The sequence below is a fragment of the Caballeronia sp. EK genome (assembly GCF_014384845.1).
In the GTDB taxonomy this organism is placed as follows: domain Bacteria; phylum Pseudomonadota; class Gammaproteobacteria; order Burkholderiales; family Burkholderiaceae; genus Caballeronia; species Caballeronia jiangsuensis.
Window position 1 is genome coordinate 674,349 of sequence record NZ_JACSUE010000003.1, and the last position, 25,409, is coordinate 699,757.

Below are 25,409 nucleotides of genomic sequence, written 5' to 3' on the forward strand. Positions count from 1 at the left end.
CAATTCGAGATTGTTTGGATCGCGAATTGTAATAGTCGCGCTCTTGATCGCCTACCGAATATGCTATCCGTTTATCGACCGTTTATCGTTGCTTCAGACATAAATAAGGACAGTCCTAATTCGCATCAGTGCGGCACGTTCGATGCTGACAACCCTGTAAGCGGCGCGACTTGCGCCGGTTTCAAGGAGACGAACATGAAGACCCCCATCATGCTTGCCGGAGCGCTCCTCGCGCTCTCCAGCACGGTCGCACTTTCGCAGGAAATGTCGCGCGATCAGTTGATGCAGCGCCAGCAGCAAATGCAGCCAGGCAAGAACGAGCCGATGCCCGCTCCGCGAACAGGCGACGCCTCTCAAGGCGGCGTACAGTCCGGCACGTCCGGCAGCGGCACGCTCATGCAGCAGCGCGAGCAAGGCATGTCACCGAATCAGTCGCAGGGTTCTCAATCTACCGGAACCATCAAGCAGTAACTCCCTCCGTTTCGTCCACGACGCCGGCCGCGCGCCGGCGTTTTTTTCGTAACCCGCAATCGCCACAGTCAGCCGATAGTTCGTACAGTTAAAGGGGCGCTTCCTTAGTCATACAAACGTCACTCGCCGCTCGTAATAATGCGCGGGGACAATTCGAAGCAGACAGGAAGCGAAATGAAGCTTGCACGAACGCATCGTAGGCATTCCATCGCGGCGCGCGCCGCGCTCGTTTTTTCATTCGCGCTCGCGGCCTGTCACGGCGACGGCGCTTCAACCCCTCCGCCTGCAGCCGCAACACCCACCGCGTTCTCAACGCTGGACGGTCAGATGCCGCTCGTCATCGGCCATCGTGGATTGCCGGGCCTGCGCCCCGAAGAAACGCAGCCGTCCTACGAACTCGCCGCCGATAGCGGCGCCGACGCGCTCGAAGAAGACCTGCATCTTTCGAAGGATTGCGTGCTCGTCGCGCGGCACAATCCGTGGCTCTCGGATAACACCAATATCGCCGATGTGGCGAAGACGAATCCCTCGGTGGCGGCGAGAAAGCGCACCGTGCCCGGCGTGCTCGTCGACGTGAAGTGGCAGTCCACGCCCGACACGGGACCATCGCGGTATCTCACGGACCTGACCAACCCGGCCGATCCGAAGTCGGTGCTGAAATCGCTGGTCGTCGATGGCGAGGACCACACGGGCGACTGGTCGATCACCGACTTCACCGCCGCCGAACTCGGCACGCTCCTCGGCGGCACGACCTACGACGCCGCGAACGAGCGCCCTACCGAGTTCAACGGCAAGTTTCCGATACTCACGTTTCAGCAGATCATCGATATTGCGAAGGCGAAGAGCGCATCGACCGGGCGCGCGATCTCCGTGTATCCCGAGACGAAGAACCCGACCTGGAACAACGCCCAGGCGATCGCGAATGGCTGCGGCGCGCCGGGCAGCCATCCGCTGGAAGACGCGCTCATCAAGATTCTGAACGACAACGGCCTCAACACCCGGAACGCGCCCGTGTTCGTGCAGAGCTTCGAGCCGGGCAGTCTTCAATACATGCGCACGCACGGCTTGAATACGAAGGTCGTGCAACTGATCGACGGCTACGACATCGATTTCCGCACCGGCGCGGTGATCTACAACGAAATCACCGACAGCCGGCCGTTCGACTGGACCGTCGCCGGCGATCCGCGCTGGTTCGACGCGATGCTCACGCCTTCGGGACTCGCGCAGATCAAGACCTACGCGGATGGCATCGGTCCGTGGAAACCGCAGATCGTGCCGCTCAGGATCACGCCCTTCCCCGCCACCAATCCCGACGGCACGCCGTTCACCGGCTCGACCCCGCAGGCGGCGACGCAAACCCCGACCAGCGTCATCAGCGATGCGCACAAGGCCGGGCTTTTCGTGCACGTCTTCACGTTCCGCAACGAGAAGAAGTATCTCGCGGCCAGCTATAACGGCGATCCGGCTGGTGAATATCTGCAGTTCTTCAGGCTCGGCGTCGACGGCGTGTTCACCGATTTCGCCAACACCGGCTTCGCGTCCCGCACGGCTTATCTGCGCGAACTCGGCCGCTAGGCTCGCTCACGCTTCGCTTCATCCATCGAAAGGAGAGCTTCATGGTTCGCGCTCGTGCATGTGCCTTGTCGTTTGCGTTGTCCGCGTTGACTGTCGCGTGTTCGTCCGCGTGGGCGGGCGTCGATCTCATCGCGATCGGCCAGTTGAGCGGCAACGCCGCCGATCGCTCGAAAGCGACGGCTGCCCCGCTCGAAAACGGCGCGCCGGGCAATCTGCTCGGCGGCCTCGGCTCGGGCCTCGCGTATGCCGGCTGCGACACGTTCGTCGCCGTGCCCGACCGCGGCCCCAACGCGATCTCTTATAACAAGGCCATCGACGACACCGCGTCGTACATCAATCGCTTCCAGACGCTGATCCTGCGCCTCGAAGCCGGCGCGCAAGGCGGCAAGCTGCCTTACACGCTCGATCCGAAGCTCGTCGATACGACGCTGCTCCATGCGCGTGAACCGCTCGTCTATGGCGACGGCGCTGCCGCAAACGTCGGCAACGGCGCGCCCGCGCTGAACGCGTCGGATCACACGCACTATTTCACGGGCCGCTCGGACAACTTCACGCCGACGAAGCCCTCCACCAATGCGCGCGATGCGCGCTTCGATCCGGAAAGCATCCGCGTGGCGCGCGACGGCGCGAGCGTCTTCATCTCCGACGAGTACGGCCCCTACATCTATCGATTCGACCGGCGCACGGGCGAGCGCATCGCGGCCTATCGCGTGCCGGCGTCGTTCTCGGTGACGACGCTCTCGCCGATCGGCAACGACGAGATCAGCGAGAACACGTCGGGCCGCGTCGCGAACAAGGGCATGGAAGGCCTCGCGATCTCTCCGGACGGCGACACGCTCTTCGGCGTGATGCAAAGCCCGCTGCTGCAGGACGGCGGCACCAACGGCGCCTACACGCGCATCCTGCGCATCGATCTGCGCACGGGCAAGACGACGCAATACGCGTATCCGCTCACCAACATGGGCACGGCGGATGCGCCCAACTATCCGACGATCAGCGACATCGTCGCGGTGAACGATCACGAGCTTCTGCTCGACGAACGCGACGGCAAGGGACTCGGCGACGACTCGACCGCGAAGATCAAGCGCGTGTATCGCGTCGATATCGCCGGCGCGCAAGACGTGAGCCAGACGAGCGGCGAAAGCGGCCTTGCGCCCTACGCGCTCGCGAAGACGCTCTTTCTCGACGTCGTCAGCGTGTTGAACGCGCACGGCATCGCATCGACGGAGATTCCCGCGAAGCTCGAAAGCCTCGCGTTCGGGCCGGACGTGCGCGTCGGCGGCGTGCTCAAGCACACGCTTTTCATCGCCAACGACAACGACTTCGTCGGCACCGTGAAGGACACGAATCATCCGAACGGCATCGACAATCCGAATCAGTTCTTCGTCTTCGCGATCGACGCCGCCGATCTGCCGGACTATGTCGCGCAACGTCTGCCCGGCGCACAGGGCCGCGACGACAAGGCTTGCCGGTCCGATCGGAATGACCATGATCGCGACGATCACGATCACGATCAAGATCAAGATCACCATCACGGCAAGTAGGCTTGTCCACAGTTTCAGTGGACAAACGTGTAGATAACTCGCGCGCCGCGCGCCTGTCACGTCGATGCGACGGGCGTTAGGGAAACGCGCGCACGGCCCGCACGAGCATAAACCGTATATACTGTTTTCTCCACACACGCGAGGAGAGAACGGATGAGCACACCGCAAGTCAAGGCGCCGACCAAGAAGGCGTTCCATTTCCCGAAGGGCGCCGCCGACAAGGCCGAGGCTCCCGCGAAGGCCGACGACAAGGTGGCCAAGAAGACGCAAGCCAAGGCGGCCGCGACGCCGAAGACCCGGACGAAGGCGGCGGCTCCGGCCACGACGAAGAAGACCGCGAAGAAACCAGCCGCGAAGACGCCATCGGTCGAAGCCGCCGCCGTTGCGAAGAAGGCCGCAAAGAACGTCGAGAGCCAGCCCAGAGCCGACGCGAAAACCAGGCGCGTGAAGAAGGAAAAGGTCGTGCGCGACAGCTTCACGATGCCCAAGTCGGACTACGCGAAGATCGCCACGCTCAAGGAAAAGTGCCAGAAAAACGGCGTGCGCGTGAAGAAGAGCGAACTGCTGCGCGCCGCGCTCGCGATGCTCGACGCCGCGCCCGAGAAGCGTCTCGTCGAGGCAATCAAGGCGCTCGAAACGGTCAAGACCGGCCGCCCCGCGAACGCCTGAACGTCCGGGCCTCAGAAGAGATTTCGGAAGACCCAGTAGAGAGCGGCTGCCAGCGCGATCGAGGCCGGCAAGGTCAATATCCATGCGAGCACGAGGCTGCGCACGGTATTCCATTGCAGCCCCGAGCCGTTGGCGGCCATCGTCCCCGCGACGCCCGAGGACAACACATGCGTCGTCGAGACCGGCAGGCCATAGGCATCGGCGGCGCCGATGGTCAGCATCGCGACTAGTTCGGCCGAAGCGCCCTGCCCGTACGTCAGATGCTGCTTGCCGATCTTCTCGCCCACGGTCACGACGATGCGCTTCCAGCCGACCATCGTGCCGAGACCGAGCGCGATCGCCACCGCGACTTTCACCCACGTCGGAATGAACTTCGTCGCGTGATCGAGCTGCTTCCTGTAGTTGTCGATCACGCTGCGATCTTCGGGTGCGAACGCGGGCGTGTTCGCCTTCTCCATCAGCCGGATGGCTTCGGAAACGAGGTACATGTTGTTGCGCACGTTATCGACCATGTCCTTCGGCACCGCTGCGAGCGATCCCGACGCGCTCACCTGGTTCGCGATGATATCGGTCAGTTGCTTCACCGCGGGCAAGGTCGCGGGTGAAAGCTGGCGGGTTCGGACATAGGACTGCGTGTCCTCGCGCGCATCGGTGGAAGGCGGCGCGTTGTTCAGATACTTCGCGAAGGTCGCGGATGCCTCGTGCGCCACGGCGACGAAGCTCTGCGTCTCCGAAGGACTCACCGCCTTGTTGAGCGCGTAAGCCGTGGGCACCGTGCCGATCAGAATCAGCATGATGAGGCCCATGCCTTTTTGCCCGTCGTTCGAGCCGTGCGCGAACGACACGCCCGTGCACGTCAGAATCAGCAACGCGCGAATCCAGAATGGCGGCGGATGATTCTTCTTCGGCTCCTTGTAGAGCGCCGGCACGCGCACGAGCGCTTTCAGAGCGAGCAGCAGCAGCGCGGAGCAGACGAAGCCGACGATCGGCGAAAACAGCAGCGACTTGCCGACGCCGGCAGCCTGTGACCAGTCGACGCCGCTCGTGCCGTTCGGCCCGCGCATCAGCTGATTCATCAATCCCACGCCGATGATCGAGCCGATCAGCGTATGCGAGCTCGACGACGGCAGGCCGAAATACCACGTCGCGAGATTCCAGATGATGGCGGCGATGAGCAGCGCGAAGACCATCGCGAAGCCCGCGCTGCTGCCGACCTGGAGAATCAGCTCGACGGGCAGCAGTTGCAGGATGCCGAACGCGACCGCGCCGCTCGAAACGAGCACGCCGATGAAATTCCACGTACCCGACCAGACCACCGCGATATTCGGTGTCAGCGAGTGCGTATAGATAACGGTTGCGACGGCGTTGGCGGTGTCGTGAAAACCGTTGACGAACTCGAATCCGAGCGCGATCAGAAGCGCGACGCCAAGCAGAAAGTAAGGTAGTGCGGAACTCATCCGGACGGACTCGAGATCGGTCGCCAGATGCAATCCGACATAACCGACGCCGCCGATGAGAATGAAGAGGAAAACGAGGAGACTGGTGCGGCGCGCGCGTTCGCTCACGCCGCCTTGCTGGGGAAATGCAACATCCGGCATGATCGCCTCGCGCGTTTACCTTAGCGGTGCAAAGCATACGTTCGGCCGACCTTGCCGACTGTGAATCTTTTGTGTCAACACCTCGCGTAAAACTTTCGCCTTGCGCAGCCGAGAGCCGTGCCGTCGCCGCGAGAACGATTTCATCGGGAAAAGTCCGCGCTGTCATACGAGTGACATTCTGCATGTCTATGTTTCCGGCCAGCACACCCACCGAATGACGGCGAAAACTGCCGGCGCACGAACGAAACCGAAATATAAAAGAAGCGTCGTGCGATATAAGTGCATACCGAGAGACGATGACACTGAACTTCGACCCAGCGCTTGTTCGCAAGAGCCTGAGCGGTTCGCTCAGCCCTTACTCCGGCGAGTCACGCGCGCGCGTGTCCGATCCGTACGCCCTCCGCGATCAGCCCGTCGCCGATGCTTTCATCATGCTGACCGCCCCGCTCGCAAGCGAAGCATTCCAGCAGACGGAACTGATGGCCGAGCGCACCGACATCGAACTGCTGGAACGGCTGCGTTCGACGCTGAGCCGGCTGCGCGCAATATGGTGGGCGTTCGAACCGCTGCTCGACGAGAAGGAAGCGCGCGTGGTGCGCAAGCGCTTCAAACGTCTCGCAGACATCGCCGGCGAGCCGCATGAGCTCGATGCGGCGTGCGATCTGCTCTCACATGCCAACGAGGATTGCACGCGCCTCGGGCCGGTCGTGCGCACGCTGCGGCTGGAGCGTCGCGACGCATCGGCGACGAGTTGCGTGACGCTGCGCAAGGCGCACGTCGATGTATTGCTGCGTCGCGCGCTCGCGGATGCGCGGCGGCGTCTCGAAGCGCGCGGCGAGGATCGCACGCTGGAAGAGTTTGCACGCCAGCGCGTCTCGCTCGCCGATGACATGCTCAGCAAGCGGGAACATCGGGCGTCGAAGATGAAGCGCGTGGATGCGAAGACCTTGCGCAGCATCGAGGAAGCGGCGACGAAGCTGCAGTGCCTGCTCGAAATGTTCGCCCCGGTGCTGGAACGCGGGCATCGGCGCACGATGACGCATCTGCTCGCGGCACAGGCCGCGCTCGTGCGACTCCACGACGTGCTCGCGAGCGAGGCGGTCCTGCGCCGTGTCGCGCGGGCGCTGAACGACAAGGACGCCATCGACGAAGCGGCGCGCTGGCTCGACAAGACGGCCCGCGACGAATCGCGCGCGGCGCTCAAGCGTCTGCGCTCGCTGCCTCATTCCGTCTGACGCGCGCGCAAGCCGGTCCCTCCTTTCGTCCATCTGCGCTCCCTCCTTCGGTTGGCAGCCGTCATCCGGGTGTTGCGATTGCGGCCGCACCGGCATCCTGAACGCATGGCTGTCGCTCACAGCGGCGCCTTCCGTCATCGATATCCGCAGAGAGGATTCGCCATGTACTTCGGGACACTTGTCACGCGGGCGCGCGACGATCAGGAAAACGCAACCTGGCAGCGCGACATGGACGCGTCGCGCACGGTCACGCAGGGTCGCTGGAGCGCTTTCTGGCGCGCGTTCGTGCGGCTTTTTGCGTGAGCGAGCGCATCCGAAGGTAAAGGATCGTCGCGCGCCGAGGTAATCGGATTTGTCCGAGCGTTTTTTACTGCTTGAGCGGCTTAAATGCGGACCTTCTGTTTTTACAAGAGCCTAAAAAAATGAAGGAACTGCAGATTTCCGTCGATGCGAACGGCTACGCGACGCTCTCGCAATCGGTGCAGGTCAGCGGGCATTGCGCGAGTCGCGCTCGCCTTGGTTTCGAACAGATCTGCGCATATCCCGAATCGATGCGCAGCGACATCCAGAATCTGACCGCCCAGACGATTCTCTCCTTGCACTGAGCTTTTCCATCTCGCTCCACGCCGCGAATGACATCGTTTCGCGGTGCCATATCGTTCCAGAACTACATCACAACCATGCGAACACCCAGCGTTATTCTGACGACGGTCACCGTTGCGTTCTTTTCGAACGTCTCGCCCGCCAGCGCGAGATACACAGAGCAGTGGATGTCGAGCGCGGAGATCGCGCACACGCAGCCAAAGTCTGCTGCACCGCAGAAAAGCAGGAAGGCGGCGCATAAGGCACCGGTTCAGACCGCGGTCACCACGGCGGACGACGATCCTATCGCCGCGTTCGCCCGAAAGCCGGTACGCCATTGAGCGATCTTGAAATTGAAAGGTTTATTGCTCGCATAAAGCGACTTATCCGATTCCTTTCTGGCGCGTATCGACTATCCTTCTGAATGTCGTAAGAGGTGGGTTGCATGGGCCGCTACGCCCTGCCATGTGCGAGAGTTCATCGAGCATTATTAGAGGCGCAGCCATACCGGCGCCCACTACTCTTACGACATCCATTCCTGTCTGCCTCCATTTCTCCCCTTCTTTCAGACGCGCGCTTGCCGTGCTGCTGATCATGCGCGATCAGCTTTATATAGTTATCCGAAATTTTGACTGCGTGAATCGTCGATGAACCCGGTTCGCGACGGCGGTGACGGCTTAGGAAAATGATGAAAGTGCGCGGGGTTCTGAAGTCGGAACCGCACGAACATCGAAACGGCAGCGCTCGACGTTTCGCGCCACGCTAATCGACAATGCGCAAAATCGAATATCAATCGCGCATGAAAAAGCCCTTGAAGATCAAGGGCTTGAGATTCTGGCGGAGAGAGGGGGATTCGAACCCCCGATAGGTTTTACCCTATACACGCTTTCCAGGCGTGCGACTTAAACCACTCATCCATCTCTCCGGAAGACCGCGATTATACCAACTTCCCGCGCGTGCGCCAGCCCCTACGGATGACGAATGTAATCGACGAGCGCCCGCGTGTACGCATCCGGTTTGCGATCGACAAGACTCACCGCGATCGCCACCGCGAAGCCCGCCGGCACACCGAACACGCCCGAGCTGATCGGCTCGATGCCGAACCAGCGCGGCCCCGCGAAGCCCGTCAGTTGCACGAAGAACGGATACGTCGACACGATGTAGTACACGCACACGACGAGCCCCGCGATCATCCCCGCGACGACGCCGCGCTGTGTCGTCCGCTTCCAGAACACGCCGAGCACGAGCGCTGGAAAGAGACTCGACGCCGCAAGAGAAAACGCCGCGCCGACGAGAAACAGAATGTTGCCCGCATTGAGCGACGCCACATACGACGCGAGCAACGCGACGCCGAGCAGCAGAATCTTGGAGATCGTCACGCGCCGCTGACTGGACGCGCGACGATCGACCATGCAGTAGTACACATCGTGCGACAGCGCATTGGCGATCGTGAGCAGCAAGCCGTCCGCCGTCGAGAGCGCAGCAGCCAGCGCGCCCGCCGCGATCAGGCCGGAGATCACATACGGCAGTCCGGCAATCTCGGGCGCCGCGAGCACCACCATGTCCGGCTGCATCTGGATGCCGGCCCAGCGCACGATGCCGTCGCCGTTCACGTCGCTGATGCGGATCAGATACGGCTCCACGCGCCGCCATTGCGTGACCCACTGCGGCAGATCCGCGAAGCGATGACCGACGAGTCCCGTCAATATCTCGTGCTTGATCAGCACCGCGAGCACCGGCACCGTCAAATAGAAAAGCGCGACGAAGAACAGCGTCCACCCGACCGAACGCCGCGCGGACGACACCGACGTCGTCGTGTTATAGCGCGTGAGAATGTGCGGCAGGCTCGCCGTGCCGATCGACAAACACAGGAGCAGCGACAGAAAGTTCACCTGATGCAGGCGCGGACTCTCGTCGCCGGAAGAGCCCGGCGCGAACGCCTCGGTCATCGGCACGGGCGCGGCGACGCGTTCGATCAACGCATCGCGTTCGCGCGACCATTTGGCTTGCGCGTCAGTGGGATCGCGCGGAAAGGCCGCGAGCTCGCGCTCACGCTCGTTGATCTCGCGCAGCGGACCGTTGTGCCGCCGCAATTCGGCGATCTCGGCGACGAGGCGCGCGTGCTCGTCGTGGAACGAACGCGGCAGCGCATCGATGCGCTGCTGAATCTGCGCGGCCTGACGCTGAAAATCGGCGCGCACGCGCGCTTCATCGGGCGAGACGGCGACCGCGCGTTCGAGCGCTTCGACGCGCTCCATCACGCGTCCATAGTTGAATTGCGGAAACCAGCCGAGCCCTTCGCGATGGGCGATCATCGACACGGGAATCAGCATCGCGCTGATCAGGATGATGTATTGCGCGACCTGCGTCCATGTCACCGCGCGCATGCCGCCGAGAAACGAGCACACGAGAATGCCCGCAAGGCCACAAAAGATGCCGATCGAAAACTCGATGCCGATGAAGCGCGACGCGATCAGGCCGATGCCCTGAATCTGCGCGACGAGATACACGAACGAACAGAGAATCGCCGCGACGGCCGCGAGCGCGCGCACCAGATTGCTGGAAAAGCGCGTGCCGAGAAAATCGGGAATCGTGTAGCGCGCGAGCTTGCGCACGTAGGGCGCGAGCAGGAAAGCGACGAGGCAGTAGCCGCCCGTCCAGCCCATCACGTACGCGAGGCCATCGTAGCCGCTCGCGTAGATCGAGCCCGCGAGACCGATGAACGACGCAGCCGAGAGCCAGTCGGCGGCGGTCGCCATGCCATTGAACGCGGACGGCACGCGCCGCCCCGCCACGTAGTATTCGACGAGATCGGACGTGCGCGACAAAAGTCCGATCACCGCATACACCGCGATCGGCACGAACAGGAACACATAGCCGATCCACATGCCCGGCCCTGTCGTGCGCTCGATGCGTTCCATCAGAAAGATGAAAAGCAGAAAGCCGAGCGTGTAGAGCGTGTAGTAAAGGATCAGCCGGTTCGTGAGCTTCATGCTTCGTCGCCCTGTTCCGACCGGGCGGCACGCAGAAGGCGCGCGTCGGCGACTTGCATCAGCACGATATAGACGAGGATCAGCGCGACGTAGACGAGAATCGCGCCCTGCGCGCCGAAGTAGAACGGCAGCGGAAAGCCCGCGACGCGTACGTGCTCGAAGCGTTGCGCGAAAAGCGGCAGACCGAACGAGACGATGAAGCCGATCGTCATCAGCACGGCGATCAGCGCGAGGTTGAAGCGCCAGTAGCGCCGATGCGCACGCGCCATCGCCGCCGATACGGGCGGCGGTGAGGCGGGCGTCGGGCTGGAGAAATCGGACATGCGGCTTTTTAACAAAACCGCATGGCATCGGCAATAAGGATCGACCGCGCCCGCATCGGGCAGCGGCCGGCGCAGGATCAGCGCGCTTCGCCGAGCTGATCGAGGATGGCGGGATTCTCGAGCGTCGAGACGTCCTGCGTGATTTCCTCGCCCTTCGCGAGCGAGCGCAAGAGACGCCGCATGATCTTGCCCGAGCGCGTCTTCGGCAGATTCTCGCCGAAGCGGATGTCCTTCGGCTTCGCGATCGGACCGATTTCCTTGCCGACCCAGTTGCGCAACTCGGTCGCGATCTGTTTCGCTTCGTCGCCTTCCGGACGCGTGCGCTTCAGCACGACGAACGCGACCACGGCTTCACCCGTCGTATCGTCCGGCCGGCCGACGACCGCCGCTTCTGCGACCATCGGATTGGCGACCAGCGCCGACTCGATTTCCATCGTGCCGAGACGGTGACCCGAGACGTTCAGCACGTCGTCGATACGGCCCATGATCGTGAAGTAGCCGGTTTCCTTGTCGCGCACCGCGCCGTCACCGGCGAGATACAGCTTGCCGCCGAGTTCCTCGGGGAAGTAGCTCGTCTGATAGCGCTTCGGATCGCCCCACACGTTGCGCAGCATCGACGGCCACGGACGTTTAACGACCAGAATGCCGCCCTGCCCGTTCGGCACGTCCTGACCGGTTTCATCGACGATCGCGGCCATGATGCCCGGCAGCGGCAGCGTGCACGAACCCGGCACGAGCGGCGTCGCGCCCGGCAGCGGCGTGATCATGTGGCCGCCGGTTTCCGTCTGCCACCAGGTATCGACGATCGGGCATTGGCCCTTGCCGACGTTCTCGTGATACCACATCCACGCTTCCGGATTGATCGGCTCGCCGACGGTGCCGAGAATGCGCAGCGTCGACAGGTCGTAGCTCTTCGGATGCACCTTCTCGTCCGCTTCCGATACCTTGATGAGCGAGCGGATGGCCGTGGGCGCCGTGTAGAAAATCGTGACCTTGTGGCGGTCGATCATTTCCCAGAAGCGGCCCGCGTGCGGATATGTCGGCACGCCTTCGAACATGACTTGCGTCGCGCCGATCGCGAGCGGCCCGTACGCGATATAGCTATGTCCCGTGATCCAGCCGATGTCCGCCGTGCACCAGAAGATGTCGCCCGGCTTCATGTCGAAGGTCCACTTCATCGTCTGCGCAGCCCACAGCAGGATGCCCGCCGTGCTGTGCTGCACGCCCTTCGGCTTGCCCGTCGAGCCCGACGTATAGAGGATGAAGAGCGGATGCTCCGCGCTCAACCACTCCGGCTCGCACGTCGCCGATTCGTTTTCGACGATCTCGTGCAGCCACACGTCGCGGCCTTCGGTCCATGCGACCTTGCCGCCCGTGCGCCGATACACGATGACGTCCTTCACTTTTTCGCAGCCGCCGGCCGCGAGCGCTTCATCGGCGATGCTCTTCAATGGCAGCGCCTTGCCGCCGCGCATCTGCTCGTCGGCAGTGATGAGCGCGACCGCGCCGACATCGACGAGACGTTCATTGAGCGACTTCGAAGAGAAACCGCCGAACACCACCGAGTGCGTCGCACCGATGCGCACGCACGCCTGCATCGCGACCACGCCTTCCACCGACATCGGCAGATAGATCACGACGCGGTCGCCCTTCTTCACGCCGCGCTTCCTGAGCGCATTGGCGAGGCGCGAGACGCGTTCGAGCAGATCCTGATAGGTGACGTTGGTGACGGTGCCGTCGTCCGCTTCGAAGATGATCGCGTTCTCGTTGCCGCGGCCCGCTTCGACGTGACGGTCGAGACAGTTGTACGACGCGTTGAGTTCGCCGTCCTCGAACCACGTATAGAACGGCGCTTTCGATTCATCCAGCACCTTGGTGAACGGCTTGTGCCAGGTGAGCGTCTCGCGTGCGACGCGCGCCCAGAAGCCCTCGTAATCGCGCTCTGCTTCCGCTGCCAGCGCCTTGTAGGCGTCCATGCCGGAGATTGCCGCACCCGACGTTGCCTTGGCTGACGGCGGGAACACACGTTTTTCCTGAAGAACCGATTCGATCGCAGACATCGACAACCTCTCCTGATGGTGTTTCCAAAATCCGGCGGCGCGCGCATCGCTGAATGGGCTGCGTGCACCGCATGTTTATGAGGTTCGAACGCGGGAAGCGTGCGGCGTTCCCGTATCCAACCTTGTCTCCTTGAACCGTGCCGGGGCGGCACGAAAAGCATGTCGGGGCACATTCGGCCGCCCATGACATCCTGCATTGAATTCAAGATAAGCCGTTGAACTTACCCGCTTCTTACGTGGCCGGCCCAACGGGCACGGGGTATACACGGAGTCCATGCGGCTTCTACAATGCGTCCCCACAATCGTAACTGAACTACCCGCGCGGTATCCAGCTTGAATCGCTACGCCCTATTACTCATCGGCTCCATGCTGCTCGTCGGAAGCAACGTCGGCATCGGCAAGTCGATCGTCGCTTCCGTTCCCGTTCCGCTCTTCGCCCTGCTGCGCTTCGTGATCGCGCTCGCGGTGCTCTGGCCGCTGTTGCGCTGGTCGAAGATGAAGCGCGTCGCGCGCGGCGAGTGGGTCAATCTTTTCCTGCAGGCATTGTTCGGCACATTTGGTTTCACGTTGCTGATGCTGGGCGGCGTCGCGCGCACGAGCGCGGTCGCGGCGGGCGTCATCACGAGCACGATTCCGGCCGTGGTCGCGCTCTTCGCGTGGATCTTCCTGAAGGAGAAGCCGGGCGGACGTGCGTTCGCGTCCATCGGACTGGCGATCGCGGGCGTGCTCGTCATCAATGTCGCTCAGGCCGGCGACACGGGCGCGAGCTCCTTGCCCGGCAACCTGATGGTGCTCGGCGCGGTGTGCTGCGAATCGCTCTATGTGATCCTGTCGCGCCGTCTCACGCAGACGCTGCCCGCCATCGACATCTGCGCGTACACGCATGCCATCGGTCTGCTGCTGATGCTGCCCGTCGGTGCCGCTTCGCTCGCGCAGTTCGACTGGACCAGCGTCGCCTGGGACACGTGGGCGCTCGTCCTATGGTATGGGCTCTCCGCCAGCATCTTCTCGTTCTGGCTGTGGATGAAAGGCATCCGCCACGTCGACGGCAGTCTCGCCGGCGTCTTCTGCGCCGTGCTGCCGGTGGCGGCGGCGCTCTACGGCATCGCTTTCCTCGACGAACGGCCGACGCTCGCGCACGGCGTCGCGCTCGCGTGTGTCGTGACGGGCATCGCGCTCGCGAGTTTCAAATCGCGCGCCACCGGAACCGTGCCGAGGGAAACGGGTGTTTAGAAACAGCTAGGCCGTTCCTCAGCGGATTCTGAAAGCTTTCGGCAGGCCCGCGCGGCGACGCGCTACAATAGCGGGCTTCCTGACACCGCAATTGCGCTCAAACGCGCGTTTGCCGGCGCATCGTACGTTTTTCTTCGTCATATTCGCCCGTCATCATTTCCGGTCCGATCCACCTCGACTGAAAAGCCGCCCATGTCCGCTCCCAAGCATTCTTCCGCCTCGCCCTCTCAGCCCGGCTCGATGAAAGTGCTGCCGAAAGTCATCTTCATGAGCCGCTGGCTGCAGGTCCCGCTCTATCTGGGCCTGATCGTCGCGCAAGCCGTCTACGTCGTGTTGTTCCTGAAGGAAGTGTGGCACCTCGTCACGCACGCGATGACGCTCGACGAAACCAACATCATGCTCGTCGTCCTCGGCCTGATCGACGTGGTCATGATCTCGAATCTGCTCATCATGGTGATCGTCGGCGGGTATGAGACCTTCGTGTCGCGCCTCGGCGTGGAAGGCCATCCCGACGAGCCGGAATGGCTCGATCACGTCAACGCGGGCGTGCTGAAAGTGAAGCTGTCGATGGCGCTCATCAGCATCTCGTCGATCCACCTGCTGAAAACCTTCATCAACCCCGACCAGCACACGTTCTACGGAGTGATGTGGCAGGTGATCATCCACGTCGCCTTCCTCGTTTCCGCGCTCATCATGGCGTATGTCGACCGGCTGACCACGCATACGCATCCGACGCACTTTCACAGCGAAACCGTCGCGCCCCGCAGCGCCCTCGACTGAAGCGTCCGACAGAACGCACACAAATAATTTCGTCCCCCAGAGCCCAAGCCATGACAGTCATCAAGCAGGAAGACCTGATTCAGAGCATCGCCGATTCGCTGCAGTACATCAGCTACTACCATCCGCTCGACTATATTCAGGCGCTCGGCCGCGCCTACGAGCTGGAAGAGAGCCCCGCCGCGAAGGACGCGATCGCGCAGATTCTGACCAACAGCCGCATGTGCGCCGAAGGCAAGCGCCCGATCTGCCAGGACACGGGCATCGTCACGGTGTTCGTGAAAGTCGGCATGGATGTGCGCTGGGACGGTGCGACGATGTCGGTCACCGACATGATCAACGAAGGCGTGCGCCGCGGTTACCTGAACCCGGACAACGTGCTGCGCGCATCGATCGTGAGTCCGCCCGAAGGCGGCCGCAAGAACACGAAGGACAACACGCCGGCCGTGATCCACTACGAGATCGTGCCGGGCGACAAGGTCGACGTCCAGGTCGCGGCCAAGGGCGGCGGCTCGGAGAACAAGTCGAAGTTCGCGATGCTGAATCCGTCGGATTCGATCGTCGACTGGATCCTGAAGACCGTGCCGACGATGGGCGCCGGCTGGTGCCCGCCGGGGATGCTCGGCATCGGCATCGGCGGCACCGCTGAAAAGGCGATGGTCATGGCGAAGGAATCGCTGATGGACCCGATCGATATTCAGGACGTCATCGCGCGCGGACCGCAGGACTGGATCGAAGAGCTGCGCGTGGAACTGCACGAGAAAGTGAACGCGCTCGGTATCGGCGCGCAAGGTCTCGGCGGCCTCGCGACCGTGCTCGACGTGAAGATCATGGCAGCGCCGACGCACGCGGCATCGAAGCCGGTCGCGATCATTCCGAACTGCGCGGCCACGCGCCACGTGCACTTTACGCTCGACGGCTCGGGCGCCGCGAAGCTCGAAGCGCCGCCGCTGGACGCCTGGCCGAAGGTCACCTGGGCGCCGAACACGGAGACCAGCAAGCGCATCGACCTGAACACGCTGACGCCGGAAGAAGTCGCATCGTGGAAGCCGGGGCAGACGCTGCTCCTGTCGGGCAAGATGCTGACGGGCCGCGACGCCGCGCACAAGCGCATCGCCGACATGCTCGCCAAGGGCGAAAAGCTGCCGGTCGATTTCACGAACCGCGTGATCTATTACGTGGGCCCGGTCGATCCGGTGCGCGACGAAGCCGTCGGACCGGCAGGCCCGACCACGGCCACGCGCATGGACAAGTTCACCGAGATGATGCTCGCGCGAACCGGCCTCATCTCGATGATCGGCAAGGCCGAGCGCGGTCCGGTCGCGATCGAGGCCATCAAGAATCACAAGGCCGCCTATCTGATGGCGGTCGGCGGCGCGGCGTATCTGGTGTCGAAGGCGATTCGCGCGGCGAAGGTGCTCGCGTTCGAGGATCTCGGCATGGAAGCGATCTACGAATTCGACGTGCAGGACATGCCGGTGACGGTTGCCGTCGATTCGAGCGGCACGTCGGTCCACAAGACCGGTCCCGCCGAATGGCAGGCGAAGATCGGCAAGATTCCAGTCGCGACGGCTTGATCGTTGCTTAATGGCGGTTTATTACCGCTAGAGACTGTCAGGAGCCGGGCAATCCGCCCGGCTCTTTTCTTTCGAACGCCGCTAGTCGAGAAAGGTTTTCATTCTCAGTTTCGTCTGAAACAAAAAATTTCTACTCAACCTTGGCATTGTCACGCTCAAGGTTTATCTTTTCAGAAGCCCCACGTTAAGAACAGGACACGAAATCATGCAAGGCGACGCGAAAGTCATCGAATATCTGAATTCGCAGTTGAAGAACGAACTGACTGCGATCAATCAATACTTCCTGCACGCCCGGATGTATCAGCACTGGGGCCTCGAGAAGCTCAACAAGCACGAATACGACGAATCGATCGGCGAAATGAAGCATGCCGACTGGCTCATCCAGCGCGTATTCATGCTCGACGGCCTGCCGAATCTGCAGGACTTGCACAAGTTGCTGATCGGCGAAGAAACCAAGGAAATCCTCGAATGCGATCTGAAGCTCGAGCAGATTTCCCAGTCGACCTGCAAGGAAGCCATCGCGTATTGCGAGTCGGTGCGTGACTTCGTGTCGCGCGAAATCTTCGAGAAGATCCTGCATGACACCGAAGAGCATATCGACTGGCTGGAAACGCAGCTCGATCTGATCGACAAGGTCGGCATCCAGAATTACCAGCAAACCATGATGGGCGATCACGAGTAATCGCGTGCCCGGCGCAGTGCCTTCCCTGAAGCCGAACGAGCGTGCCGCGTCAGACGCGAGCGCGCCGGTCGGCATTTTCGATTCTGGCCTCGGCGGGTTGTCGGTGCTGCGTGCCGTGCGCGCGACGCTGCCGCACGAACGCCTGATCTACGTCGCCGATTCGCGGTATGCGCCCTATGGCGAACGTGACGACGACTTCATCGTCGACCGCGCGATGGCGATCGGGGAATGGCTCGTCGGACAAGGCGCGAAGGCGCTCGTCGTCGCGTGCAACACGGCCACCGCCCAGTCGATCGCGCTCGTGCGCGAGCGTCTGCCGATTCCGCTCGTCGGCGTCGAGCCGGGGGTGAAACCTGCGGCGGCGGTGTCGGAGTCGCGCGTGGTCGGCGTGCTCGCCACGGCCGTCACATTGCGCTCCGCGCGCTTTCAGTCGCTGCTCGACCGTTACGCGGGCGATTGCCGGTTCATCTGTCAGGCAGGACACGGGCTAGTTCAGGCGGTCGAGCGTTGCGATACGTCGTCGCCGGCGCTGATGGCGCTGCTGGAAAGCTATATCGCGCCCATGCTCGACGCCGGCGCGGACACGCTCGTGCTCGGCTGCACGCACTACCCTTTTCTCGATCGCGCGATCCGCGATATCGCCGGGGAGCGGCTACAGATCGTCGATACGAGTGTCGCCATCGCGCGCCAGCTCGATCGCCTGCTGGACGCTCACGCGCTGAAGAACCTCGCCGCGCCGCCCGACACCCTGCCGCGCTTCTATTCCACCGCCGACGGCGCTTCCCAGCGTCAACTCGCCGCGGCCCTGTTGCAACTCGACGCCAAAGTCGAGCACGTCGACATCCCTTCGCGCCGCACGCGCCTCGCTGAACCCGACATCGTCTGAGGGTTTTTCACGCACGCCGCCGGTCCCGCCGCGCGCTTTCCCCCGCCAGGCAAGGCTCTCTAGCAATAACCCCGCTAACTTGCGCGCTCTGTTACAAAAAACACCGAGCCTCGCTTGCAAACGCGCCAATACCGAATGATAATAATTCGCATTAACGCTAACTATTGCGAACGATCATGATTGTCTGTGTCTGCAAGTCAGTGTCTGACCGGAAGATTCGAACCGCCATCGCCGAAGGAGTGGATACCTTCGACGAGTTGCAATTCGAGCTCGGTGTCGCGCTGTGCTGCGGCAAGTGTGAGGAAAGCGTTCGCGATGTGATGGCACAAAGCGGCGTCTGCGCCTCGCGCTGCGGCGTCGAGCATCGCGAGCATGTCGCGCCGCTTACGTTCTACGAGCGTCAAGCCGCCTGAAGCAACTCGCGCAGCCGCTGCGCCGCGCGCAACCGGCGGCGCCCGTTGTTCTCCAGCGGCGCCTCGGGTCGTTTTCTCGTTTCCAGCAAGCCAGGTTACCTTCGAACTTCCGGTCACTTTTAGCCAGCCGCGCAACCCCTTTACCCCTGGAGGGAAAGATGGAACTGCTGATCGGCTTCGTGGCCACCCTGTTTATCTCCCTGCTTATTTTCCGAAAATGACGTCGTCTGGTTTCTTCCGCACCGTGCCTGCGCAGTCGCTGGACCTCGAGTTGGAAAGCAGCGTTTTCAGCAAGCATTCACGCAGTATTGCAAGCAGCCAATAACAATGCAGTCCCCGACAACTACTCCCGCCGCATTTCAGACAGCGCCAGCATCGAACGCCAATCCGCGCGTCATCGCGGCATGCGCCGCTGTCGTCGTCATTCACGCCGCGCTTCTGGGCGTCGCGCTGACGATGCGCCACGAGCCGCTGCCGCGCCCGATCGAAGCCAAATCGATCACCGCGCAACTGATCAGCGAAACGCCGCAACCCGCGCCGCAGCCGGTCGCCGTCGAAACGCCGCCGCCACCCAAACCGGTCCCGCAGCCCGTTCCGAAGCCGCAGCCCAAGCCGAAGGTCAAACCGAAGATCGAGCCGAAGCCCACGCCGATGCCGGTCACCGAAGCGCCGTCGCAAATCGCCGCGCCCGCGCCCGAGCCGACGCCGCCCGCGCCTGCCCAACCCGCACCGCCGCCTGCCGCGCCCGCCATCGGCAAGCCGAGCATGGATCTCGCCGCGCCGAAGAATGTCGCGCGCCTCAGCTGTAACATCGCGCAGCCAGACTATCCGGCGACGGCCAAGCGCCGCGGCGAAACCGGCACGGCCGTCGTTCGTCTGACGGTGGGGCTGTCGGGCAAGATCGAAAACATCACGCTGCAAAAGAGCAGCGGTTCGTCGCGGCTCGATGACGCGGCCCTCGAAGCGGTACGCGGCAGCGCGTGCAGCCCGTACAAGGAAAATGGCGAAGCGATTCGCGCGACCGCCACGGTGCCATTCGTTTTCAGTCTGAACGACTGATCGATTTTTTTAGATACAAGGAAGGAAAGAGAAAATGGAAAACTACGGGATTGCGCACGTCTGGGCGCAAGGCGACTTCGTGACGCGGGGCATCGCGCTCGCACTCGTCATCATGTCGGTGCTTTCGTGGACGGTGATCGTTGTGAAGGCGTGGAATGTCGTGCGCCTGAAGCGCCTGACCAAGAATGCCGAACAGGCGTTCTGGCACTCCGACGACTTCAGCGACGGCATCAAGAAGCTCGGCAGCCAGTCCTCGAGCCCGGCGGACAACCCGTTCCTCGCGCTCGCGCTCGCCGGACAGGAAGCCGCCGACCATCATCACCAGACGCAGCCGCATCTGCACGACCGCATGGACGTGTCGGACTGGATCACGCGCTGCCTCAAGGACGTGATGGACGAAGGCGTCGGCCGCATGCAGTCGGGTCTCGCGATTCTCGCGTCGATCGGTTCCACGTCGCCGTTCGTCGGCCTGTTCGGCACGGTCTGGGGCATCTATCACGCGCTGCTGACCATCGGCGCGACGGGCCAGACCTCGATCGATCAGGTTGCCGGTCCGGTCGGCGAATCGCTCATCATGACCGCGTTCGGCCTCTTCGTCGCGATTCCGGCGGTGCTCGGCTACAACGCCCTCACCCGCGCGAACAAGGGCATCGTCACGAAACTGAACCGCTTCGCGCACGGCCTGCACGCATTCTTCGTCACGGGCTCGAAACTCTCGTCGACCAAGCGCGCGACGAACGGCTCGACCGACAGCCTGCGTCTCGCGACGCGCGCGTCGTAAGTCCGGGAGACTCGCAATGGCCATGAGCCCTTTCGCCGGAGACGAAGACGACGGCATGATGAGCGAGATCAACATGACGCCGCTCGTCGACGTCATGCTGGTTCTCCTGATCATCTTCCTCGTCACGATTCCGGCCATGCATCACGCGGTCAAGATCGACTTGCCGCACGCGAGCAGCCAGCCGCAGGACGAGAAGCCCGCGCACGTGAATATCGCGATCAAGGCCGACGGCACGACGCTGTGGGACGATCAACCGATCGACGAAGCGACGCTCAACGCGCGCATCGCGCAGGCCTCGCAGCAGAATCCGCAGCCGGAGATTCATCTGCGCGCGGACCGTCAGGTGGCGTACGAGAAGGTCGCCGATCTGATGTCGGCGGCGCAGGCAGGCGGACTGACGAAGATCGGTTTCGTCACGGAGCCCAAGAGCGGCAAATAAGGCGGCAAGCGGGCGGCAAATAAGCGCTCGCGCAAGCCTCAAAAGTAAAAGGCCTTCATCGTCAGATGAAGGCCTTTTTTCGTGCGCACTCGGCGCATTCGGGTGAGGCGGTCACTTCGGGTTCGAATAGCCAGAGCCAGAAGTTCCGTCACATGCGGCAGCCGTGGTCGACACGGACAGCGCAATCAACCCTATCAGGCTAACTATCAGAGCAGCCGTGAGTTTTCGCATAAGGAGCTCCTTAGCGAAGGAGGTTTCAATATACCGCTGCGATGAGGGACGTTCAATTGAATCTGACCATCGCAAACGCGCGCTTCAATGTCATAAACCAATGACAAACGCGGATGCGGTCAAACTGTTTCCCGTTCCGGCGCTTCCTGAACAGGACATTCTCCAGGGAAGCGCTGACCGCTACCTATCGACTCGACGAGAAAATCCACGAAAGCGCGCACGGCCGGGACCATGCCCTGGCGCGACAGAAAAACCGCATAGAGTTGCGGCGACGGAAACGTCCAGCCCGGCATCACCGGCGAGAGCTGCCCCGTTCGCAGCGGCGCGCCGTACATCATCTCGGGCAACGCCGCGATGCCGACACCGCGCATCACGGCTTCGCGGATCATCGACAGGTCTGCCGTGACGAGCCGCGGCTCGTGCTCAAACTCGTGGCGCGTGCCGTCCGGCGCAATCAGGCGATAGACGTGGCGGCCATCGGCTGAGGGTGTGTCGATGGTGTCGTACTGGGCGAGCTCGGCGGGCGTCATCGGCGGCGCGTTCGACTTCAGGAGCGACGGCGCCGCAACCAGCATCTGCTCCGTGCGCCACAGCGGCCGCGCGACGACGTTCGAACTCGCGGGCGGCTCCGAGCGCACGCGCAGCGCGACATCGATGGCATCCTCGAACAGATCGACGACGCGATTCGTCACGCGCAGCACGACGCGCACTTCCGGATACCGATGCATGAAATCCGGCATCACCGCCGAGAGAAACGTCTGCGCGATCGTCACGGGCACGCTCACGCGCACGGTGCCGCGCGGCGAATCGCGCAGGCTCTGCACGACGTTGACGGCCGCCTGGGCCTCCGCGAGCATCGCCTGGCAATGCTGGTAGAAGAGCTGTCCGGCTTCGGTCAGCGCGAGCTTGCGTGTCGAGCGCTGCAACAGGCGCACGCCGAGCGACGCTTCGAGCTCAGACACACGCCGCGACAGACGTGACTTCGAGATGCCGAGCACGCGCTCCGCAGCCGAAAATCCGCCGTGCTCGACGACGTGCGAGAAATACATCAGATCGTTCAGATCATGCGAGTCGGCTTTCATGGTCGCTCGTGAAGACATGGATTCGGGTTGACGCGGTTCGTTATCGCCAGCGCGACAATCCATTGCGCCACAGCGTCTTTTACCGCGAAACGCGGCCCATATAATAGACCTGTGTTTCAAATTTATCGCTATTCCCCCTATTTCCGCATATTCGACACGAGGCAACCATGTCCACCAGCCGCAGCATCGAACGCATCATTCCGGCGACCCGCACTGTCGAAGGCGGCGGATTTGTCGTGCATCGCCCGTTTCCGACCCGTCTTTTGATGGATTTCGACCCGTTCCTTCTCCTCGACGAAATGGGCCCCGCCGATTACGCGCCCGGCGAGGCGAAGGGCGCGCCCGACCACCCGCATCGCGGTTTCGAAACCGTGACATACATGCTCGAAGGCGAGTTCGGCCACAAGGATTCGGCGGGTCATTCGGGCACGCTGCGCCCCGGCGACGTGCAATGGATGACCGCGGGCGCGGGCGTCGTGCATAGCGAAATGCCGGCCGAGGACTTCACGCGCCGTGGCGGCCGCGTGCACGGCCTGCAGCTCTGGGTGAACCTGCCGCAGCGCGACAAGATGATCGCGCCGCACTATCAGGAGATTCCGTCGACGGAGATTCCTGTCGCGACCAGCGAGGACGGCAAGGTCAGCGTGAAGGTGATCGCGGGCGAGGCGCTCGGCGTGAGGGCCGCGATCGAAACGCGCACGCCCATTCTGTACCAGCACTTTTCGCTGAAGCCGGGCGCGCGGATCGAGCTGACCGTGCCACGCGATTACCGCGTGTTCGCGTATCCGCTGTCGGGCACCGCGCTGTACGGTCCGCAAAGCCAGCCGGTGCGCGCGCAGCAGATGGTGATCTTTCGCGACGACAGCGATACGATCGTGCTCGCCGCGAGCGATGAGCCCGTCGAACTGCTGCTGATCGGCGGCGTGCCGCTGAAGGAGCCGGTCGTGCGCTACGGCCCGTTCGTGATGAACACGGAGGATGAGATCCGTCAGGCGGTGGTCGACTATCAGGCGGGCCGGATGGGCGCGATCACGCACTGAGCGTCCTCGCCCGCGCACCGGCGCGCATTCGACGAGACGGTGCGGCATGAACGGACACATTGCGTCACAATGACCGTTCTTGCCGCGCCGTTTTTCGTCATTCTTGCAGTCCCTCTCAAAACAAGGAGCAACGCATGGCCGGACCTTCCGTGACCGCCGACATCGGCAATATCGACTATCAAGTCCGTCTCGCAGATGGCACGCATTCATGGATCGCCGACGAGCCGGCAAGCCTCGGCGGCGGCGATACGGGACCGGAACCGGCGTCGCTGCTGCTGTCGAGTCTCGGCGCGTGCACGTCCATCACACTGAAGATGTACGCGAAGCGCAAGGAATGGCCGCTGGAAGGCGTCCATGTCGAGTTGTCGATGAAAAGCACCGCGGAAGGTACGAACATCGATCGCCGCATCTCGCTCCAGGGTGCGTTGTCCGATGAACAGCGGGAACGGCTTTTGCAAATTGCCAATGCGTGCCCGATCCACAAGGTCCTGTCCGGCGCGATTCGCATCGACTCCGGTCTCACGCCGCAGTGATGCATCGCGGGCACCACGAACGTCCAAGGAAACGTCGTCTTGAATTTCGAACACCTGATCCAGATCAACGATCCGCTCAACCCGCTCGTCGATTCGCTCACGCCCGAACAGCTTTGGGAAGGGCTCGTCCTGCGCGCGGAACAGCCGCAGTTGTTCGTGCTGGGGCTGGATAGCTGCGACATCCTCTCGCGCGATGGCGACACGATGGAGCGTGAGCTGCACTACGGCCAGGCCACCGTGCGCGATCGCGTGACGCTGACGCCCGGGTCGAGCGTGCGCTACGACATCCTGCCGACTGCCGACTACGTCGGCGGCTCGCTGACGATGGCGATCGTGCAGCCCGACTCGCTTCAGCTATTCCTGCGCTTCACCTACAGCACGACGCTGCCGGAGAACGAAAACGCCACGCCCGACGAGCGTCAGACGCAGGAGATCGTGAAGTCGGCTTATCGCGAGTCGGATATCGACACCGTGCGGCTGATTCGCCAGTTCGTGCACGGTCGCAAGGACGAGAGTCCGCTGCATTGAGCGTATCGCCCGATGCGGCGGCGAATGCTTCTCCGCCGCATCGAGCCTGGCTATCAAAAGTTGCGCTTCAATCGGAAAGTCTAGTTGCAAATAGGAATAGTTATCATTTACTATAGACCCATCGAATCAACGAACGCACACTTCCGACATGACCGACACGCTGCGATCCTCCACGCTCAGGCTGCGCCGCCCGGCTGTCCGCGACGCCGCGATCACCCGCCCGAAGGCGACGACCGTCACGACGGTTCACGTCGCTCACGCAGCGGAAAGCAACGGCGAGCGCTCGCTCAAGAGCGACGCGCTGCTGCAGGGACGCAGCCACGTGAGCATCGTGCATAACGGGGAGACGTATCAGTTGCGCGCGACGCGTCTGGGCAAGCTGATCCTGACGAAGTAACGCGCAAGACAGGCAAGAACAGCAGGACGTACAGGGTATTGTGGGGACCACCTCGCCAAGAGGTGTTTGGCCTTAGCCAGCGAGGACGACTTGCACGCGAGAATTTAGACCCCTTCGTGCAAATACCAGCCAGTCGTCGATAGCAAGCGAAGCCGCTTTTTTTGGTTCCTGCTTGGGTTCTCACGATGCGCGCCGACGAGCGCCGCATCGGAAACAGAATGGCACGCCTTCGTGACGAAGACGTGCCATTTTTATTGCGCGCATCGCGCGAAAGCTTCAGACGTTCTCGATACCCAGCGCCGCGATACCCGCTTTCGCGATCTGCGCATCCTGATCCGACTTCACGCCCGACACGCCCACCGCCCCGACGATATCCGCGCCGACGAAGATCGGCACGCCGCCTTCGAGCATCGCCGTCATGGGCGCGCTGAGGAATGCCGTGCGGCCCTGCTTGATGGTGTCTTCGTAGACCTTGGTTTCGCGGCGGCCGAGCACGGCGGTGCGCGCCTTGCCCGTCGCCATTTCGACGGTGCTCGCGCCCGTCCCGTCCAGACGATGCAAATGCAGCAGATGCCCGCCATCGTCGACGATCGCAATCGTCACGTTCCAGTTGTGCTCCCTGGCATGCGCCTCCGCAGCGGCGGCCATGGCCTTCACGTCTTCATCGGTCAGTACGGGTTTGGTTCTCACTTCTCGCTCTC

Annotated in this window: 27 protein-coding genes and 1 tRNA gene; 21 read left to right on the forward strand and 7 right to left on the reverse strand. The window is 62.7% G+C overall.

Features of this window, described 5'->3' with window-relative positions:
- Window positions 1–195: 195 nt before the first annotated feature.
- From IAG25_RS11915 to IAG25_RS11930, 4 genes are all read left to right on the forward strand, one after another.
- Complete coding sequence (locus IAG25_RS11915; protein WP_187604999.1) at window positions 196–471, forward strand: hypothetical protein; 276 nt, start codon at window positions 196–198, stop codon at window positions 469–471.
- A 174-nt stretch (window positions 472–645) separates the two neighbouring features.
- Window positions 646–2,046, forward strand: a complete 1,401-nt coding sequence (locus tag IAG25_RS11920; RefSeq protein ID WP_187605000.1) for a glycerophosphodiester phosphodiesterase family protein — start codon at window positions 646–648, stop codon at window positions 2,044–2,046.
- Window positions 2,047–2,087: 41 nt separating this feature from the next.
- Window positions 2,088–3,590 (forward strand): esterase-like activity of phytase family protein, encoded by a 1,503-nt coding sequence (locus IAG25_RS11925; protein ID WP_187605001.1) that lies wholly within the window; start codon window positions 2,088–2,090, stop codon window positions 3,588–3,590.
- Between the two features lie 153 nt (window positions 3,591–3,743).
- Window positions 3,744–4,259: a hypothetical protein gene (locus IAG25_RS11930; protein WP_187605002.1), complete on the forward strand. Its 516-nt coding sequence runs from the start codon at window positions 3,744–3,746 to the stop codon at window positions 4,257–4,259.
- Between the two features lie 11 nt (window positions 4,260–4,270).
- Here the strand turns inward: IAG25_RS11930 and IAG25_RS11935 are convergent, their stop codons facing one another.
- On the reverse strand, window positions 4,271–5,857 hold the full coding sequence (locus IAG25_RS11935) for an inorganic phosphate transporter (protein ID WP_187605003.1): 1,587 nt from the start codon (window positions 5,855–5,857) through the stop codon (window positions 4,271–4,273).
- 296 nt (window positions 5,858–6,153) lie between these two features.
- Here IAG25_RS11935 and IAG25_RS11940 point away from each other — a divergent pair, with 296 nt between their 5' ends.
- The 4 genes from IAG25_RS11940 to IAG25_RS11955 all read left to right on the forward strand — a co-directional run bounded on the left by IAG25_RS11940 (window position 6,154) and on the right by IAG25_RS11955 (window position 8,015).
- Window positions 6,154–7,092, forward strand: a complete 939-nt coding sequence (locus tag IAG25_RS11940) for a CHAD domain-containing protein (RefSeq protein WP_255503636.1) — start codon at window positions 6,154–6,156, stop codon at window positions 7,090–7,092.
- A gap of 162 nt (window positions 7,093–7,254) precedes the next feature.
- The gene (locus tag IAG25_RS11945) at window positions 7,255–7,395 is read left to right on the forward strand and encodes a hypothetical protein (protein ID WP_187605004.1); all 141 of its coding nucleotides are present in this window, start codon (window positions 7,255–7,257) and stop codon (window positions 7,393–7,395) included.
- 119 nt (window positions 7,396–7,514) lie between these two features.
- Entirely contained in the window at window positions 7,515–7,697 is a 183-nt protein-coding gene (locus tag IAG25_RS11950; protein ID WP_187605005.1) for a hypothetical protein, read from the forward strand.
- Between the two features lie 27 nt (window positions 7,698–7,724).
- Window positions 7,725–8,015, forward strand: a complete 291-nt coding sequence (locus IAG25_RS11955) for a hypothetical protein (RefSeq protein ID WP_187605006.1) — start codon at window positions 7,725–7,727, stop codon at window positions 8,013–8,015.
- Window positions 8,016–8,509: 494 nt separating this feature from the next.
- On the opposite strand, the gene IAG25_RS11960 is transcribed toward IAG25_RS11955, so the two are convergent.
- The 4 genes from IAG25_RS11960 to acs form a co-directional block, all read right to left on the reverse strand.
- Window positions 8,510–8,599, reverse strand: a tRNA-Ser gene (locus IAG25_RS11960).
- A 43-nt stretch (window positions 8,600–8,642) separates the two neighbouring features.
- Window positions 8,643–10,667 carry a sodium:solute symporter family protein gene (locus IAG25_RS11965; RefSeq protein ID WP_187605007.1) on the reverse strand — a complete coding sequence of 675 codons (2,025 nt, stop codon included), beginning with the start codon at window positions 10,665–10,667 and terminating at the stop codon, window positions 8,643–8,645.
- On the reverse strand, window positions 10,664–10,990 hold the full coding sequence (locus IAG25_RS11970; RefSeq protein WP_187605008.1) for a DUF4212 domain-containing protein: 327 nt from the start codon (window positions 10,988–10,990) through the stop codon (window positions 10,664–10,666). Before IAG25_RS11970 ends, IAG25_RS11965 begins: the two co-directional genes overlap by 4 nt.
- Window positions 10,991–11,067: 77 nt before the next feature.
- Complete coding sequence (gene acs / locus IAG25_RS11975; RefSeq protein WP_187605009.1) at window positions 11,068–13,050, reverse strand: acetate--CoA ligase; 1,983 nt, start codon at window positions 13,048–13,050, stop codon at window positions 11,068–11,070.
- A gap of 333 nt (window positions 13,051–13,383) precedes the next feature.
- Between acs and IAG25_RS11980 the strand changes: the two genes are divergently transcribed.
- The 9 genes from IAG25_RS11980 (at window position 13,384) to IAG25_RS12020 (ending at window position 20,897) form a co-directional block, all read left to right on the forward strand.
- On the forward strand, window positions 13,384–14,283 hold the full coding sequence (locus IAG25_RS11980) for a DMT family transporter (protein ID WP_187605010.1): 900 nt from the start codon (window positions 13,384–13,386) through the stop codon (window positions 14,281–14,283).
- A gap of 192 nt (window positions 14,284–14,475) precedes the next feature.
- Window positions 14,476–15,063, forward strand: coding sequence for a TIGR00645 family protein (locus IAG25_RS11985; protein WP_187605011.1), 588 nt, complete (start codon window positions 14,476–14,478; stop codon window positions 15,061–15,063).
- 50 nt (window positions 15,064–15,113) lie between these two features.
- Window positions 15,114–16,637: a fumarate hydratase gene (locus tag IAG25_RS11990; RefSeq protein WP_187605012.1), complete on the forward strand. Its 1,524-nt coding sequence runs from the start codon at window positions 15,114–15,116 to the stop codon at window positions 16,635–16,637.
- A 205-nt stretch (window positions 16,638–16,842) separates the two neighbouring features.
- Window positions 16,843–17,319 (forward strand): bacterioferritin, encoded by a 477-nt coding sequence (gene bfr / locus IAG25_RS11995; protein WP_035506542.1) that lies wholly within the window; start codon window positions 16,843–16,845, stop codon window positions 17,317–17,319.
- A 4-nt stretch (window positions 17,320–17,323) separates the two neighbouring features.
- Window positions 17,324–18,205: a glutamate racemase gene (gene murI / locus IAG25_RS12000; protein WP_187605013.1), complete on the forward strand. Its 882-nt coding sequence runs from the start codon at window positions 17,324–17,326 to the stop codon at window positions 18,203–18,205.
- Between the two features lie 176 nt (window positions 18,206–18,381).
- Window positions 18,382–18,618: a (2Fe-2S)-binding protein gene (locus tag IAG25_RS12005; RefSeq protein WP_035506537.1), complete on the forward strand. Its 237-nt coding sequence runs from the start codon at window positions 18,382–18,384 to the stop codon at window positions 18,616–18,618.
- A 327-nt stretch (window positions 18,619–18,945) separates the two neighbouring features.
- Window positions 18,946–19,677, forward strand: coding sequence for an energy transducer TonB (locus tag IAG25_RS12010; protein ID WP_187605014.1), 732 nt, complete (start codon window positions 18,946–18,948; stop codon window positions 19,675–19,677).
- A 34-nt stretch (window positions 19,678–19,711) separates the two neighbouring features.
- Window positions 19,712–20,458, forward strand: coding sequence for a MotA/TolQ/ExbB proton channel family protein (locus IAG25_RS12015; protein WP_035506532.1), 747 nt, complete (start codon window positions 19,712–19,714; stop codon window positions 20,456–20,458).
- A 16-nt stretch (window positions 20,459–20,474) separates the two neighbouring features.
- Window positions 20,475–20,897 (forward strand): ExbD/TolR family protein, encoded by a 423-nt coding sequence (locus IAG25_RS12020; protein ID WP_187605015.1) that lies wholly within the window; start codon window positions 20,475–20,477, stop codon window positions 20,895–20,897.
- 350 nt (window positions 20,898–21,247) lie between these two features.
- Here IAG25_RS12020 and IAG25_RS12025 read toward each other — a convergent pair whose 3' ends face one another.
- The gene (locus tag IAG25_RS12025) at window positions 21,248–22,210 is read right to left on the reverse strand and encodes a LysR family transcriptional regulator (RefSeq protein ID WP_035506528.1); all 963 of its coding nucleotides are present in this window, start codon (window positions 22,208–22,210) and stop codon (window positions 21,248–21,250) included.
- A gap of 167 nt (window positions 22,211–22,377) precedes the next feature.
- Between IAG25_RS12025 and IAG25_RS12030 the strand changes: the two genes are divergently transcribed.
- From IAG25_RS12030 to hemP, 4 genes are all read left to right on the forward strand, one after another.
- Window positions 22,378–23,250, forward strand: a complete 873-nt coding sequence (locus IAG25_RS12030) for a pirin family protein (RefSeq protein ID WP_187605016.1) — start codon at window positions 22,378–22,380, stop codon at window positions 23,248–23,250.
- 134 nt (window positions 23,251–23,384) lie between these two features.
- Window positions 23,385–23,783, forward strand: coding sequence for an OsmC family protein (locus IAG25_RS12035; RefSeq protein ID WP_187605017.1), 399 nt, complete (start codon window positions 23,385–23,387; stop codon window positions 23,781–23,783).
- Window positions 23,784–23,822: 39 nt separating this feature from the next.
- A complete protein-coding gene (locus tag IAG25_RS12040; protein WP_187605018.1) occupies window positions 23,823–24,311 on the forward strand; it encodes an SRPBCC family protein in 489 nt (162 codons plus the stop codon).
- 148 nt (window positions 24,312–24,459) lie between these two features.
- Complete coding sequence (gene hemP / locus IAG25_RS12045) at window positions 24,460–24,708, forward strand: hemin uptake protein HemP (RefSeq protein WP_162065347.1); 249 nt, start codon at window positions 24,460–24,462, stop codon at window positions 24,706–24,708.
- A gap of 276 nt (window positions 24,709–24,984) precedes the next feature.
- Here the strand turns inward: hemP and IAG25_RS12050 are convergent, their stop codons facing one another.
- A complete protein-coding gene (locus tag IAG25_RS12050) occupies window positions 24,985–25,398 on the reverse strand; it encodes a GlcG/HbpS family heme-binding protein (protein WP_187605019.1) in 414 nt (137 codons plus the stop codon).
- Between the last annotated feature and the right edge of the window lie 11 nt (window positions 25,399–25,409).

Excerpts from the sequence above, each read along its gene's own strand:
- IAG25_RS11915 (WP_187604999.1), top strand. The coding sequence starts at position 196 with ATGAAGACCCCCATCATGCTTGCCGGAGCGCTCCTCGCGCTCTCCAGC.
- IAG25_RS11920 (WP_187605000.1), top strand. The coding sequence starts at position 646 with ATGAAGCTTGCACGAACGCATCGTAGGCATTCCATCGCGGCGCGCGCC.
- IAG25_RS11925 (WP_187605001.1), top strand. The coding sequence starts at position 2,088 with ATGGTTCGCGCTCGTGCATGTGCCTTGTCGTTTGCGTTGTCCGCGTTG.
- IAG25_RS11930 (WP_187605002.1), top strand. The coding sequence starts at position 3,744 with ATGAGCACACCGCAAGTCAAGGCGCCGACCAAGAAGGCGTTCCATTTC.
- IAG25_RS11935 (WP_187605003.1), bottom strand. The coding sequence starts at position 5,857 with ATGCCGGATGTTGCATTTCCCCAGCAAGGCGGCGTGAGCGAACGCGCG.
- IAG25_RS11940 (WP_255503636.1), top strand. The coding sequence starts at position 6,154 with ATGACACTGAACTTCGACCCAGCGCTTGTTCGCAAGAGCCTGAGCGGT.
- IAG25_RS11945 (WP_187605004.1), top strand. The coding sequence starts at position 7,255 with ATGTACTTCGGGACACTTGTCACGCGGGCGCGCGACGATCAGGAAAAC.
- IAG25_RS11950 (WP_187605005.1), top strand. The coding sequence starts at position 7,515 with ATGAAGGAACTGCAGATTTCCGTCGATGCGAACGGCTACGCGACGCTC.
- IAG25_RS11955 (WP_187605006.1), top strand. The coding sequence starts at position 7,725 with ATGACATCGTTTCGCGGTGCCATATCGTTCCAGAACTACATCACAACC.
- IAG25_RS11965 (WP_187605007.1), bottom strand. The coding sequence starts at position 10,667 with ATGAAGCTCACGAACCGGCTGATCCTTTACTACACGCTCTACACGCTC.
- IAG25_RS11970 (WP_187605008.1), bottom strand. The coding sequence starts at position 10,990 with ATGTCCGATTTCTCCAGCCCGACGCCCGCCTCACCGCCGCCCGTATCG.
- acs (WP_187605009.1), bottom strand. The coding sequence starts at position 13,050 with ATGTCTGCGATCGAATCGGTTCTTCAGGAAAAACGTGTGTTCCCGCCG.
- IAG25_RS11985 (WP_187605011.1), top strand. The coding sequence starts at position 14,476 with ATGTCCGCTCCCAAGCATTCTTCCGCCTCGCCCTCTCAGCCCGGCTCG.
- IAG25_RS11990 (WP_187605012.1), top strand. The coding sequence starts at position 15,114 with ATGACAGTCATCAAGCAGGAAGACCTGATTCAGAGCATCGCCGATTCG.
- bfr (WP_035506542.1), top strand. The coding sequence starts at position 16,843 with ATGCAAGGCGACGCGAAAGTCATCGAATATCTGAATTCGCAGTTGAAG.
- IAG25_RS12005 (WP_035506537.1), top strand. The coding sequence starts at position 18,382 with ATGATTGTCTGTGTCTGCAAGTCAGTGTCTGACCGGAAGATTCGAACC.
- IAG25_RS12010 (WP_187605014.1), top strand. The coding sequence starts at position 18,946 with ATGCAGTCCCCGACAACTACTCCCGCCGCATTTCAGACAGCGCCAGCA.
- IAG25_RS12015 (WP_035506532.1), top strand. The coding sequence starts at position 19,712 with ATGGAAAACTACGGGATTGCGCACGTCTGGGCGCAAGGCGACTTCGTG.
- IAG25_RS12020 (WP_187605015.1), top strand. The coding sequence starts at position 20,475 with ATGGCCATGAGCCCTTTCGCCGGAGACGAAGACGACGGCATGATGAGC.
- IAG25_RS12025 (WP_035506528.1), bottom strand. The coding sequence starts at position 22,210 with ATGAAAGCCGACTCGCATGATCTGAACGATCTGATGTATTTCTCGCAC.
- IAG25_RS12030 (WP_187605016.1), top strand. The coding sequence starts at position 22,378 with ATGTCCACCAGCCGCAGCATCGAACGCATCATTCCGGCGACCCGCACT.
- IAG25_RS12035 (WP_187605017.1), top strand. The coding sequence starts at position 23,385 with ATGGCCGGACCTTCCGTGACCGCCGACATCGGCAATATCGACTATCAA.
- hemP (WP_162065347.1), top strand. The coding sequence starts at position 24,460 with ATGACCGACACGCTGCGATCCTCCACGCTCAGGCTGCGCCGCCCGGCT.